Origin of the sequence: Cyanobacterium aponinum PCC 10605 (assembly GCF_000317675.1) — a bacterium.
Taxonomy (GTDB): domain Bacteria; phylum Cyanobacteriota; class Cyanobacteriia; order Cyanobacteriales; family Cyanobacteriaceae; genus PCC-10605.
Window position 1 is genome coordinate 1,464,562 of sequence record NC_019776.1, and the last position, 14,219, is coordinate 1,478,780.

The 14,219-nt window shown below is 36.1% G+C and carries 12 protein-coding genes; 7 read left to right on the forward strand and 5 right to left on the reverse strand.

The window, feature by feature from the left end; all coding sequences use genetic code 11:
• Positions 1 to 188 precede the first annotated feature (188 nt).
• Complete coding sequence (locus tag CYAN10605_RS06085) at positions 189 to 695, reverse strand: type IV pilin protein (protein ID WP_015219063.1); 507 nt, start codon at positions 693 to 695, stop codon at positions 189 to 191.
• Between the two features lie 276 nt (positions 696 to 971).
• Here CYAN10605_RS06085 and CYAN10605_RS06090 point away from each other — a divergent pair, with 276 nt between their 5' ends.
• Positions 972 to 1,277 carry an endonuclease domain-containing protein gene (locus CYAN10605_RS06090; protein ID WP_083887246.1) on the forward strand — a complete coding sequence of 102 codons (306 nt, stop codon included), beginning with the start codon at positions 972 to 974 and terminating at the stop codon, positions 1,275 to 1,277.
• A gap of 248 nt (positions 1,278 to 1,525) precedes the next feature.
• Here the strand turns inward: CYAN10605_RS06090 and CYAN10605_RS06095 are convergent, their stop codons facing one another.
• Positions 1,526 to 1,945, reverse strand: coding sequence for a DUF29 family protein (locus CYAN10605_RS06095; protein WP_015219065.1), 420 nt, complete (start codon positions 1,943 to 1,945; stop codon positions 1,526 to 1,528).
• Positions 1,946 to 2,196: 251 nt separating this feature from the next.
• Here CYAN10605_RS06095 and CYAN10605_RS06100 point away from each other — a divergent pair, with 251 nt between their 5' ends.
• The 5 genes from CYAN10605_RS06100 to CYAN10605_RS06120 all read left to right on the forward strand — a co-directional run bounded on the left by CYAN10605_RS06100 (position 2,197) and on the right by CYAN10605_RS06120 (position 7,547).
• Positions 2,197 to 2,766 carry a Uma2 family endonuclease gene (locus CYAN10605_RS06100; RefSeq protein WP_015219066.1) on the forward strand — a complete coding sequence of 190 codons (570 nt, stop codon included), beginning with the start codon at positions 2,197 to 2,199 and terminating at the stop codon, positions 2,764 to 2,766.
• 278 nt (positions 2,767 to 3,044) lie between these two features.
• Complete coding sequence (locus CYAN10605_RS06105) at positions 3,045 to 3,623, forward strand: TIGR04376 family protein (protein ID WP_015219067.1); 579 nt, start codon at positions 3,045 to 3,047, stop codon at positions 3,621 to 3,623.
• A gap of 482 nt (positions 3,624 to 4,105) precedes the next feature.
• Entirely contained in the window at positions 4,106 to 5,047 is a 942-nt protein-coding gene (gene coxB / locus CYAN10605_RS06110; RefSeq protein WP_015219068.1) for a cytochrome c oxidase subunit II, read from the forward strand.
• Between the two features lie 118 nt (positions 5,048 to 5,165).
• Positions 5,166 to 6,812, forward strand: coding sequence for a cytochrome c oxidase subunit I (ctaD, locus tag CYAN10605_RS06115; protein WP_015219069.1), 1,647 nt, complete (start codon positions 5,166 to 5,168; stop codon positions 6,810 to 6,812).
• A 117-nt stretch (positions 6,813 to 6,929) separates the two neighbouring features.
• A complete protein-coding gene (locus CYAN10605_RS06120; protein ID WP_015219070.1) occupies positions 6,930 to 7,547 on the forward strand; it encodes a cytochrome c oxidase subunit 3 in 618 nt (205 codons plus the stop codon).
• Between the two features lie 345 nt (positions 7,548 to 7,892).
• Here CYAN10605_RS06120 and CYAN10605_RS06125 read toward each other — a convergent pair whose 3' ends face one another.
• Entirely contained in the window at positions 7,893 to 10,589 is a 2,697-nt protein-coding gene (locus tag CYAN10605_RS06125; protein ID WP_015219071.1) for a TIGR03960 family B12-binding radical SAM protein, read from the reverse strand.
• Positions 10,590 to 10,720: 131 nt separating this feature from the next.
• Between CYAN10605_RS06125 and CYAN10605_RS06130 the strand changes: the two genes are divergently transcribed.
• The gene (locus tag CYAN10605_RS06130) at positions 10,721 to 11,596 is read left to right on the forward strand and encodes an MOSC domain-containing protein (RefSeq protein ID WP_015219072.1); all 876 of its coding nucleotides are present in this window, start codon (positions 10,721 to 10,723) and stop codon (positions 11,594 to 11,596) included.
• Positions 11,597 to 12,031: 435 nt separating this feature from the next.
• On the opposite strand, the gene cas6 is transcribed toward CYAN10605_RS06130, so the two are convergent.
• On the reverse strand, positions 12,032 to 12,787 hold the full coding sequence (cas6, locus tag CYAN10605_RS06135; RefSeq protein ID WP_015219073.1) for a CRISPR system precrRNA processing endoribonuclease RAMP protein Cas6: 756 nt from the start codon (positions 12,785 to 12,787) through the stop codon (positions 12,032 to 12,034).
• Between the two features lie 153 nt (positions 12,788 to 12,940).
• Positions 12,941 to 14,218 (reverse strand): type III-A CRISPR-associated RAMP protein Csm5, encoded by a 1,278-nt coding sequence (csm5, locus tag CYAN10605_RS06140; RefSeq protein ID WP_015219074.1) that lies wholly within the window; start codon positions 14,216 to 14,218, stop codon positions 12,941 to 12,943.
• Position 14,219: the final 1 nt, after the last annotated feature.

The window sequence follows — 14,219 nt, forward strand, 5'->3', positions numbered from 1 at the left end:
TTTTTATGTTACCCAAAAACTTTTTAAAACTAATCGTCCCATTACAATGAAAGACGAAAAGTATGAGAAAACTATTAAATGTATTGGGAAAAAAAACTTAAACCCGATGCTCAAAATATTGATGCATCAGGCTTAAAGAACTCTTATTATTTAAGATAGTATTAAGTAAATTCTCCAGAGGAAGGATTTTATCTTACCTGAGCACTTCCATTAGCACAAGTGGTATCGTTTGTGGGTACAGCAACACTACTTGTTACCTCGTTGCTTTGACAAAGAATTTGAGTAAATTCTCCACCAGAGTGGCTAATTAATCCTGAGAAAGCTCGAGTACCATCTGTTGCCGCATTAGAGTTTTCACTGAAGTTTGATGCACTGTCAGAACTAGCTACAAGGTTCATGCCTGTATCTGTTAAATACTCTTGAGGTAATTTAACGCCTAAGAAAGAAATGCTGGGAGCGAAGGTTTGACGCTCAAAGTGATAAGCCTGTTGAGAGCGGTTAACAGTACCCACAGCGTTTTTCAGTTCTGTTTCTCTAGCTTTACCAACCTGTCCTAATAAGTTAGGGAGAGCAACGGCGGCGAGGACACCGATAATAATTACTACGACTAAGAGTTCAATTAAGGTAAAACCTTCGTTATTGGCTTTTTTGTTGCGGAGGTAAGCTAAATATTTTAAAGTTACTTCGGGTTTCATATTTTAATGCTCCTGTGAGGGATATTTTAAATAGTTTGTTTTTTCTCTTACTTATACATTACCCAGATTCGCTCAAAAACCTATCACCTGATCAAAAAATTTTTTTCTTTTTTCTGATTCCCCCCTTAATAAGGGGGGTTAGGGGGGATCTTATGACCCTTATTAACATTAACGAAGAAGTTTGTATGTAATGAAAAGTAAAAACCGAAAATAAACGACTTTTTCCTCCCCTATAACTACAAGCTTAAGGAAAGAGCGAGAGAGTTGCGAAAAAATATGACTCCTGCGGAACGAAAATTATGGTCTGAATATCTGCGACGCTTAACCTATAAGTTCATGAAACAACGCCCCATTGATAATTTCATTGTGGATTTTTATTGTAGTCAAAAAAGATTAGTGATCGAAGTTGATGGAGATTCTCATTTTCAACCAGAGGGCATAGAGCGAGATCTCACCCGTACGGCTATTTTGGAGAATTATCGTTTGAGGTTGCTTCGGTTTAGTAATGATGATGTTTTGAGGAATTTTGAGGGAGTTTGTGGTGCGATCGGTTTTGAGTTAGATTCTTTAGATCCCGCCTAGCCCCTCTTAATAAGGGGGGAATTTGAATGATGGGTGCGATCGCTTCTTAGAGCGTAAGATTTGTGGTAAAATCCGAAGTAAAAAAAATGAGTTAAAAATCATGGAATGATGAATGAGCAACTTTATAATACTGACTATACTCTATCGCTGAAATTCTCGAGCGTGAAGTCAAGCGATAAATATACCATATTTGATTTTCGGAGGTGCGTGCAACGTAGCTGTGCCTTTGGCATCCCATCTTTTTGAATTTATAAGATAGATTTTAAAGCTGAAGATTGAATACTATCATAGTCTATTTTTAGCATTAACTCTTCGGGATTATATTTACCTTCAAAGGCTTCAAGAGATGCTTTCCTAATCGCTGTATCAAAGGCATCTGCAAGTATTTCCTTTAATTCTTCCTCTGTGGCATAATAACCCCCTGATTTACGCCTTTTATTAATTTTTTTAATTTCTTTGATGGAGTTATAAATAGAAAAATCCCAAGAGCGAGTTGTTCTTTTTTCCGCCTGTTGTTTAATTAAATGTAGCAATAAAATTACAGCATAACTAAAAATTTTGTTAAGTTTATCTTCCTTTGACATTTCTTCTAATTCAGCAACCAATTCCAAAGCGCGATCGTAGTTTTTTTCTTCTATGTATTGACGCAGTGCTAATAACTCTTCCATTTTCTATGCTGATTGGATACTCTAATCAAGACTCTTTCTTGCTCACGATCATAGCATTATTGTCTAAATCATGAAGAGACTTTTCCTCATACTCCTCCAAAACTTGATCCTCAACACTCGGGGTATTTGTGTCTTAAGAGGTGCGTGCTGGGTAACAAGTCCCCTCGCGATCGCACTCTATGTCTTTGGCATCGCATCTATAATAGACGAAAAGAGATGTTAAAATTATAAACAAAAATGATTTAATCATTATGGCGACAGTAATTAATGTTGAATCCCTCAACCAGTTAACTAGCGAAGCATTTTATCAGTTATGCCTTGCTAATCCTGATATACCGATGGAAAAAAGTCCTCAAGGAGAATTAATCATTATGTCCCCTGTTGGTGGTGAAAGTGGTAATCGGGAAGCTAATTTAATCGCTGATTTAATTTTCTGGAATCGTCAATATAAGTTAGGACAGGTTTTTAGTTCCTCCACTATCTTCAAATTGCCTAATGGGGGCGATCGCTCTCCTGATGTGGCGTGGGTATCACAGTCAAAATGGGATAGTTTAACCGCCGAAGAAAAAAAGAAATTTCCCCCTATTTGTCCCGATTTTGTGATGGAATTAAGATCTGAAAGTGACAGATTAAAGCCTCTACAAGAGAAAATGGAAGAATACTTGAATAGTGGCTTAAAGTTAGGTTGGTTAATTAATCCTCAAGATAGAGAGGTAGAAATCTATCATCATCAAAAACCCAGAACCCTTGTCAAAATGCCTTGCGTATTATCTGGGGAAGAAATATTGCCTAATTTTGCCTTAGAAGTTGATTTTAGTTGAAAGATTTGGCTAAAAAAAAATACTTGCATGAGTTTCCCTAGCCCTTCTTAACAAAGAATTATAACCATCAAGAAGATAGGTAAATTCTCCACTTGGAAACCATCTTAAAACTCTCTAAATATTTTTAAAAAGATCAAGACTTTATCTATAATGATTGATAATAATTGAAAACAAAAACCTCGATCGAGCTTGATTAAGATTCCTATTATGAACTACGCTAGTTTCTAACACTAAGGATAATTAGGGCTGTTTCATTCCTAAGAAAACAGAGTAAATATATGAGTATTTTTGAAAATTTTACCAATTTTTTAGAATCTAAATTAGATGAATTTTTACAAAATAATCCTGAACTAAATTTGACAATTATTGCTCAGGAAATCAAGCAAGAAAAAGAAGATACTATTGGGTTAATTAATAAATTAGAGTCAAGAAGAAAACAACTAGAATTAGATATTTTAAAATTAGTTCAAGATATAAAAATATGGTGTGAAAGAATAGAAAAAGCGGAAAAAGCGAATAGAAATGATTTAGCTAAAGAAGCAGAAGAAAGAAAAAATACATTACTTTCTCAAGGAAATTTTGCTTGGCAGGAAATGGAAAAAGTAAAAAATCAGATACTTGAAAATAATAGTAAACTGATCAATCTTGAGAATAAAGAAAGGGAAATTAATTTAAAGGTTAAAGAGTTAGAAAAAGCTAAACAGTGGACACAATCTAACTCCAATACCTCCAATTATAACTCTTACGGGTCTTATCGTAACTCTGGATTTAATAACAGTAATGATGATTTAGAGAAAAAATTTAGAGATTGGGAAGTATCTGTGGAATTGGAGGAATTGAAAAAAAAGATGAGTTAGGGATATACTCGGGAAGTCTATAACTTCTTGTTCTATTTACAAAGTCTCCCTAATGCCTCAAATATCTAAACACCCCAATATTTTTGCTAACTGACATTGAAACAGCCCTGAGTTACTTAACCTGAGTTTTGGATAAGCTGAAAGCAGACCAACTCGTAGTCAAAAAACCTTATAGCTTCTTAGAAATAACGATAAAATTGCCTTAATCCGAACTGACTTAAACAAGGGGCTTAAGCCCCTTGCTAAAAACCCCTACCACCTGCAACCTGCAACCTGACACCTGACACCTAACCTTATCGGAAATTCTTAAACCGAACTGAGGTTACTTATGGATTTTAAGGGGTTAGGGATAAGTGAGTAATGATTAAAAAAACTTAAAGAAATATCAGAGAATGATTAATCCTTTGCTACAGATAAAAAAATTTGACTTATCCTTAAAAAAGAAAAAGTTTTATTATTCAGCAGTTTAGGATTTAATCGTTGTGAATATACCAGGTAATATTATCACTTTGATCGCAGGTATTCTGCTTACTTTGATCAGTTTGTGGTATGGTCAAAATCACGGCTTGATGCCCGTTGAAGCCTCGGAAGGGGCGGCACAAGTGGATGGTTTATTTAACTTGATGATGACTATAGCTACGGGCTTATTCTTAATCGTAGAAGGAGTTTTAATTTATTCCATCATTAGATTTAGGCGAAAAAAAGGCGATCGCACTGATGGACCTCCCATTGAGGGAAATGTACCCTTAGAGATAGTTTGGACTGCTATTCCCACAGTAATCGTGTTCATTTTAGCGGTTTATAGCTTTGAAGTTTATAACAATTTAGGTGGTTTAGATCCCGAAACTTCCAGAGATTTTCCCCAAGAAGAAATGCAGATGGCAGAGAATGGAGCAAAATTAGTCGCTTTTAATCCCCATCAAGGACATTTATCTCTTGGTATCGGTAGCAGTAAAGCGGATTTGGAAGTAGATGTCAACGGTATTCAATACGCATGGATTTTTACTTATCCTGATACTGGGGTAGTTACGGGAGAACTCCATGTACCTGTGAATAAACAGGTTAAATTAAACATGAAAGCTGGAGATGTGATTCACGCTTTCTGGGTACCTCAATTAAGATTAAAACAAGACGTTTTACCCGGTAGGGATTCAGAGTTATCTTTTAAAGCCAATAAAATTGGGGAATATCCCATCATTTGTGCTGAATTATGCGGTCCTTATCACGGCGGGATGAAAACGGTGCTTCATGTAGATAGTGAAGAAGACTATCAAGCATGGGTGCAAGAAAATACCATCGCATCTTTAGAAGACAAAGAGGAAACAATGGCTTTATTGTCTCAGCCCATGACAGAAGAATCTCGTCTGGAGATGCACTCTCATCATTTGGGAGTTACTCCTGAGACGTTGGCACAACTACATTAAGAGTTCGGGGTTCAGGGAGTTCGCCTTCGGTCGTGAACGGAGTTTTTTACTCTTAATTATTCATTCACCTGACACCTTCCTCATCAATAACATTTTTAATCTGAATCTAATCCAATTTATGAGCAATACAACAACATCTAATCATAAACAGAGGAAGTTAATAGATTACTTTACCTTTAACACAGATCATAAGGTTATCGGTATTCAATATCTCGTTACTTCCTTTCTCTTTTACTTTATCGGTGGTGCATTTGCTGAAGTGGTGCGCACGGAGTTAGCTACTCCTGATCCTGATTTTATCTCTCCTGAGTTATACAATCAAATGTTTACCCTTCACGGTACGATCATGATTTTCCTCTGGATTGTACCCGCAGGGGCGGCTTTTGCTAATTATCTCATTCCTTTGATGATTGGGGCAGAAGATATGGCTTTCCCTCGTTTAAATGCCGTTGCTTTTTGGTTAATACCTCCGGGGGGAGTATTATTAATAAGTAGCTTTTTGGTGGGTGCGCCTCAATCGGGTTGGACTTCTTACCCTCCTTTGAGTTTAATGACTGGTAAATGGGGAGAAGAGTTTTGGATTTTGAGTATCCTGTTATTGGGTACTTCTTCCATCTTAGGGGGTATTAATTTTGCTACTACCATCCTGAAAATGCGCATCAAAGACATGGATTTACACAGTATGCCTCTATTCTGTTGGTCTATGTTGGCAACTTCTGCTTTAATTCTTTTATCTACTCCCGTTTTAGCGGGGGCGTTAATTCTTCTTTCTTTTGACTTAATTGCAGGTACAAATTTCTTCAATCCCGCAGGAGGCGGCGATCCTGTCGTCTATCAGCATCTTTTCTGGTTCTACTCTCACCCTGCGGTTTACATCATGATTTTACCCTTCTTTGGGGTGGTTTCTGAGGTTATTCCTGTTCATTCCCGTAAGCCTATTTTTGGCTATCGTGCGATCGCATATTCTAGTTTAGCCATTAGCTTCCTCGGTTTAATTGTCTGGGCTCATCATATGTTTACCAGTGGTACTCCCGGTTGGTTAAGAATGTTCTTTATGGCAACAACTATGCTGATTGCCGTGCCTACGGGGATTAAAATTTTCAGTTGGTGTGCCACCATGTGGGGCGGGAAAATCGAATTAAACACTCCCATGTTATTTGCAGTGGGTTTTGTCTCTTCCTTCCTAATCGGTGGTTTAACAGGGGTAATGGTGGCTTCTGTACCCTTTGATATTCATGTTCATGATACTTATTTTGTAGTAGGACATTTTCATTATGTATTATTTGGAGGATCGGCTTTAGCTTTATTTGCAGGGTTTTATCACTGGTTTCCCAAGATTACGGGTAAAAACTACCATGAGGGTTTAGGAAAATTACATTTTATCCTCACTTTCTTAGGATTAAATATTACCTTTATGCCCATGCATCAATTAGGCTTAATGGGGATGAATCGCCGTATTGCCCTTTATGATGTAGAATTTCAACCTTTAAACTTACTTAGCACCGCAGGGGCTTACACTTTAGCTGTTTCCACAATTCCTTTTTTGATTAATATGGCTTGGAGTTTATGGAAAGGTACACAAGCAGAGCGTAATCCTTGGAAGGCTTTAACTCTTGAATGGCAAACTGCTTCACCTCCAATCATTGAAAACTTTGAAGAAGAACCAATTTTATGGAGTGGTCCTTATGACTACGGTATTGACAGCGAATCAAATTCGGAAGACGAAACCGTCAAGGATATGTTAGCGGAAGTCAGTGCGAAATGAGTTAGGGGTATTGAGGTGTTAGGGAGATAGAAAAGTCATCAATTTATCGGCTTTTCATAAAAACTCCCTCATTTCTGCAAGAAATTTAAGAAAAATTCACAAACTAACTAAGTTACTATGCAAAGTTCAGCAATAGAAAATCAAGTTACCGTAGGTTATGAAGCCGAATCAGGGCATCATCATGGCCACCCTGATTATAGAATGTTCGGGTTAGTCTTGTTTTTAGTAGCAGAAAGTATGATCTTTTTTGGGCTTTTTAGTGCCTATATGATTTACTACGCTACTTTACCTGAATGGCCTATGGATGGTATTGAGTTAGAATTGGGTTTACCTGCTATTAATACCATTATTCTTGTATCTAGTAGTTTTGTTATGCACAAAGGGCAATCCGCTATTAGAAATAATGATGTCAAGGGTTTACAGTTTTGGTTTGCCCTCACCGCAATCATGGGCATAATCTTTTTAGTTGGTCAAGGTTATGAATATATGCACACTGGTTTCGGTTTGACTGACAACCTTTTTGCTAGCTGTTTTTATGTCTTGACTGGTTTTCACGGTTTACACGTTACTGCCGGTTTACTTTTCACTTTGGCGGTTTTGGTGCGATCGCGCTCTGAGGGTCATTATACTGCTAGTAAGCATTTTGGTGTAGAAGCCTCTGAATTATATTGGCATTTTGTGGATGTAATTTGGATTATCCTTTTTGTTTTAGTATATTTATTACCGTTGGTATAAGATAACCTGAGTTCGGGATAAATTTTTATCTATGAGTGATGGGGAAAAGGGCAAGAAGCAAAGGTCAAAGGGCAAACCCCCCTTTATCCTCCCTCTCGAGGGGGGAGGGCAACGGTAAATAGTGTTGGGGTAAATAATAACCCCTAACTCCTGTAGGGGCGAATGGCCATTCGCCCCTACTTCCTCTTCTCTCCTCATCCCCATCCCCTAAACACCCTGACACCTGCAACCTGCAACCTGAAACCTAACCTTATCTGATATTCTTAAACAGAACTGAGTTTAATATAAAAGTTGTGGGGTTTTACCCACCGTATGCGATTATATTTGGGAAAGCAAATTCAACATTTATTGAGTGATATAATCAGCTAAAATAATTTTCTCCCGATGGGCTTTTATGAGAGTTAAATCCTGTTTACTGACTTGCTCTAACATATAGCAAATATGGTCAGGAGTTAATAAAGAGCCATCATTGACAGCGCTACCTAGATATTTTAATTTAACGGTATTTGTTGCTTGATCATCATTTTCTACTAAAGAAATATCATCAAGATTAATCCTTAAATTTACCATTTTTTTCTTGCCCTTTTTATCTGTTTTTGACATTAAAATTTCTGAAGAATTCTTCACATCTTCAATCCAATTTTGCCATTGAGATAGGCTATATTTATTATCACTGGAAAGGGTAATTAAATATTCGGCTTTGTTCAATAACTGGGTAGCTTTAGGAGATTTAACGGGTAATTCTTGCACCGCTAGGATGGGTAATTCTAGGGGTAATTGAGCAATTAATTTCTGCTTAAATTCCTCTATATCTATGGGGGTATGATTTTCAAAATCCACTATCTCCCCATTACTTGTCATACCCAATGATAAAGCAAGGGCAATGGAAATTTTTGGTCCGGGATGAAATCCCCCTGTATAGGATATGGGAATACCTGCCCTTCTTACAGCCCTATCAAATAGTCTAACTAAATCCAAATGACTAACTAAAGCCATATCCCCCTGCTTACCAAACCATACCCGAATTTTTTGGGCTTTCTCTTGATTGGGTTGAAAATCCCCTAAATAGTCGGGAATAGGAGGAGGTGTTACCACGATATTATGACCAAAATCAGGACTACACACACCGCAACTACTACAACCATCAAAGGCACAATCAGGCACAGTGGCTTCCTGTAACGCCCTTTCTAAGTCTTCTTTGAGCCATTGTTTCTCAATACCAGTATCTAAATGATCCCAGGGTAAGGGTGCATCGTAAACCCCCCCTCTTACCCCACCCACAGGAGGAGATTCCCCCCGCTCTTTGGGAGAGGGGTTAGGGGTGAGGGTATTCCCCTCGCCCTCTGGGAGAGGGGTTAGGGGTGAGGGTAAACCGTCAAAAATATTCCATTCACCATTTTGCACCTGACGATATTTCCAACTCAAACCTGCTTCTTCAATGGCTTGATTCCATGCACCATAAGCCTTATCGATGCTTTCCCACCATGAATCCATACCAGCTCCCAATTCCCATGCACGACGTACTACAGGAGCAAGAGTGCGATCGCCTCTCCCCACAAAATCTTCAATGGCAGAAATACGCACATCAGTGTAATTGACTTTAACTCCACGCATTCCGTTGAATTCCTGCTTTAAAAGGATTTGTTTGCGTATAAATTCGGAAGTAGAAACGGAGTGCCATTGGAAAGGAGTATGAGGTTTAGGGGTAAAGTTGGAAATGGTAATGTTAAAATTGAGACGCTTACTGCTGAGATGACGACATTCTTGACGCAACCATCTGACGGTTTCCGCTATACCAATCACATCCGCATCGGTTTCTCCCGGTAAGCCAATCATGAAATAGAGTTTTACCTGATTCCAGCCTTCCCTCACTGCGGTTTGAATACCCCGCAATAATTCCTCATTGGTTAAACCTTTATTGATTATATCGCGCATTCTCTGTGTACCTGCTTCCGGGGCAAAGGTTAAGCCCGTTTTCCGAGTACCACCGATAATATTAGCAATATTTTCATCAAAGCGATCGACTCTTTGGGAGGGAAGGGATAAGGAGATGTTTTCCTCATGGAGACGGTTTTTTATTTCGATGCCTACCGCAGGTAATGAGAGATAATCAGAGCAACTGAGAGATAATAGACTAAATTCGTTAAATCCTGTCTGTTTCATCCCTTCTACGATGCTATCTACCACCTCATCAGGCTCAACATCCCTTGCAGGGCGAGTTAACATCCCCGGTTGACAAAAACGACATCCTCTGGTACAACCCCTTCTAATTTCTACTGTGAGGCGATCGTGAACTGTTTGCACATAGGGAACTAAACCGATAGAATAGGCTGGGATAGGTGTGGCAACTCGTCTTAATAGTCTCTCAGGCACATCATCACGATTGGGCTTAACACTACCATCGGCTTGTAAATCGTAGAATTGAGGCACATATACCCCGGGTATCTGAGCTAAATCCAGTAGTAGCTCTGTTCTGGTTAACCTGTCTCGTTTGCCTTCTTCAATAATTAAGCCGATTTCAGGTAATAATTCTTCCCCGTCACCCAATGCCACGAAGTCGAAAAAGTCAGCATAAGGCTCAGGATTAGAGGTTGCAGTTTGCCCTCCTGCGAATATTAAGGGGTAATCGGTATCTTTTCTTTCTTGCCAAGTTAAGGGAATATGAGCTAAACTAAGCATTTCTAAGATATTAGTCGCTCCTAATTCATAACTTAAGCTAAACCCTAAAATATCGTATTCTTTAACATCTCTTTTTGTTTCTAAGGCAAATAAGGGTATATTTCTTTCCCTCATCTTACTGGCTAAATCGGGGGCAGGTAAATAGGCTCGATCGCACATTTGTTGCGGTTGTGCGTTAATAATATTATAAAGGATGATATGCCCTAAATTGGATGCTCCTACTTCATAAACTTCAGGATAAGTCAATACCCATCTAACTTTTGCGGTGTCAAAGTCTTTATGTTTTGCCCCCAATTCGTTACCTAAATAACGGGCGGGTTTAAATATTTCTGGTGTAATTAGTGTATCAGATGCGATCGACATTATTTTCTCTATAAGAATTACTTTAAACCTTAATTATAAACTGTCCTGTTTGAAGATAAATCAAATCAGAAAATATAAGCTAATCTATGGAAAAGTTTATTAAGATTCACACAAAGAATTAGAAAATAATTATGAATAATTTAAAAATAGTTAATTTATATATTTATCCTATTAAGTCTTGTCAAGGAATCGAAGTTAAATCAGCACAAGTTACAGCAAAAGGTTTATGTTTAATCAATAATTCTTGTAATTGTACCGTAGGCGATCGCACTTTTATGTTAGTTAATGAACAAGGTAAATTTTTAACTCAGAGAGAATATCCTCAGTTAGCAACTATAAAAGTAGATATTAGTGATAATAACTTGATTTTAAGTAGTGAAAATAATGACATTTCGCCCTTTGAGTTGACTATTTTAGAAGAAAATATTTCCAGAAAAGTTACTGTTTGGCGAGATGAAACCATAGGTATAGATCAAGGAGAAGAAGTAGCAAAATGGTTTAAAAATGCTTTGAAATTAAATACCAATTGTTACTTAGTAAAACAATCTCCTCAGTATATTCGTCCTATTAATAGTAAATATAGTTTAAAAGAAAATCAACCTGTAAGTTTTGCAGACGGGTTTCCTTTTTTATTAACAAATACTGCCTCTTTAGCTGAACTAAACCATCAATTAAAAGTAAAATATCCTCAAGATAACTTGCAAATTCCCATGAAAAATTTTCGCCCTAATATTGTTATTGATACCGATACTCCCTTCATTGAAGATACGTGGGAAGAAATTGAAATTAATTTGATTAAATTTAAGTTAGTTAAACCTTGCAGTCGTTGCATAATCATTACTACACATCAAAAAACGGGAGCAAGAAACCCTTATAAAGAGCCATTATTAACTCTTGGTAATTTTCGAAAAACTCAAGATGGAATTATGTTTGGTCAAAATATGATAGCCTTGTCAGAGGGTGTTATTCACGTTTCATCGCATCAAACTATAAAACACGAAAAATAAAGGCTCTTCTACAGTGGTTATGATAAATTAAGAGAAACAGGACTTCCATAACCTTTATTGAATAGTATTTATAGTAAAACAAAAACTAAAAGTTTATAAATTATTATTTAATAATCTCCTATTGCCTATTGCCTCTTGCCTCTTGCCTACCCTAACTAATGATTTACACGACGAGAAGTGATAGAGCCAAAATAAATAGATATTTAAGATTCTTCTACAGTAATTATAGCAAACTATGAAAAATAACTTATATAAATCGTGCTGTACAGGAGTTATGGTAAAACAAAAGTTAAAAGTTTATTAATTATTATTAAATAATTTCCTTTTCCCCTTTTCCTCTTTTAAGGAGAGATATAGAGGGGTTTCCTACTACCTAAACCAATAATTTACATAGTCACGGTGAGAAAGCCATATTTAATTACTCTAAAAATAGATTCAAAAAGATGTGTTGCCCATGCCTAAACGAGTTTTTATTCCCGTGCCACAATAATTTGAATAATTCATTAAAAGATTAACTACATTAATCAATAAAGTGTCAACTTTTAAAGGTATTTTGAGTTTAACTTCTCCGATAAAACCTGTCTTTTTTTGCTGACCAATATATTGTTGGCGACTATATAGTTTATAATAATTAAAATAGATGTTTTCTGATAAATATTGCGTTAATTCATCTCCTCCTAAATAAATATTACAAAAATAATTCCATTTATCTAACCAGCTACGAAACATTAAACTAGGAATCGGTAAAGGTAAATTAATTTTTCCTTGTGCAAAAGCAGTAGGAGTCAAAAAATTAATAGTATATTCTCTTATACTATGAGGATCATTTGCTACTAATTTACTATATATTTCTTCATAAGAAGTAATTTTATTTTCTCTATTAATTACATCTAATTGAATGCCTAAAAAGTCTAAGGAAGAATTAAATTTTAAGTTTTGGATAGCATTGCTGGCATTAAATTCTAATCCTGACAATGAAAGATAATATTTTTCATCAGGGAATAAAATATAAAAGTTTCCTTCTTTTTTACAATTACCAATTATGCCAGAAAAAGTAATTTCAGGGATAGGATTATTTATAAAATCTAAGGACATTTTTTGATACAAATTTTTAATTAAAAAAACTGTATAACTACAAGGCAAAAGAGTTATTTCATTTACTGTTAATGTCCATGTTGACTTAATTAGCATTGATAATTTTCACTGAATTATTTTATTATATTTTGCTTTCATCTCCAGCCCTTTTTCTACAGGGTTAGGGAAGTTTTTTACTATCAACTATTCATCATTCACTAAGTGCTTTTACTCTTGACTACCTTAATCAAAACACTTTTTAAATATTTCCTAATTAATAATATTTAACTTTGTCCAACCCGGCACATAACGAATGTGACTATCTCGATTAAGAATGGTGCGGCGGGATTTTGGGGCTTGAAAATTAGGAGCTTTTAACCCACAAGTGTCTCTTATTTGCTCTCTTAAATCGTCATTTATCAACCAGTTAATGGTAGTGCCTCCCATACTTGTACCCCATCCCAATCTTAACTGATAGGGGCATTTTTCCTCTTCATAAAAATCTCTAATTGACTCAAAATCTAAATTTTTTCCTTTATCTTTATTATCATTAATATTATTCCAATAATCATATTCCCCATCCCATTGAATTTGACTGAATTCTTGACAGATATTAACTAATTCTTCAATACTATTAAAAGGCAATTTCATACCTTGATTATGATTAAACCAAGATAGCATTTCTACATCTAAAGTAATGGTAAATTCACAGCGTACATTAAAAATCATTTCTGTATATAAAGAGGCTTTATATTTAGCATTATAATCATGAAAATGACTAGAAACAATTACTTCAGTAACAACGGGAATATTATAAGTTTTTCGTTTTCCTGTTTTTTTATTGGGTACAGTTTGGGCTAACAAGGGGGTAGAATCACTAATATCTAAAGCTCTTAAAAAGTCAGTATAAGGACCTATTCTTGGTTGATATTTTTTATCTTTATATCCTAGGCTAAAATCTTCAAATAAATCACTCATAAATAGTCTATCATCGGCAAATTTTGCTCTTCTTCTTAATTCCCCATTATTAATTTTTTGTCTTAATTGTGCTTCTATTTGACTAATTCTCTTTGGGGTATTATATTCTTCTCTATGTTTAAGTAGGAAAAATGCGATCGCACTTCTCATTGCTCCTTTTATGCTACTACCGGGTATATAAGGCTCACCAAAACCATTACGAATCATGGGGCGTAAGTCAGAGATTTTACCATTTACCCATTTACGACTGATACCAATAGCAGGAAAAACTTGATTATCGTAACTATCTGTTAAATTCTGCCAGTTTTCGTCAATACTGTCTAAAAGATATTTAATATCTTCTTTATCCTCAATTTTTTGAATATATTGCTGTAACTTGCCCCTCTCCAATAAAACCCGTGCTAAGGCTTCCTGATTAGGCAAATAAACCTTACCACCAGCTTGTATATATTCATAAGGATTAAGTTGAGATACAGCACCTCCAATTCTCAAAATAGGGCTAGTTAAACGTATCTTAGCAGTTTGATAATTCTTGGTGAAGGTGAGAGGTTGTAAAGTTGTGGTATTCATG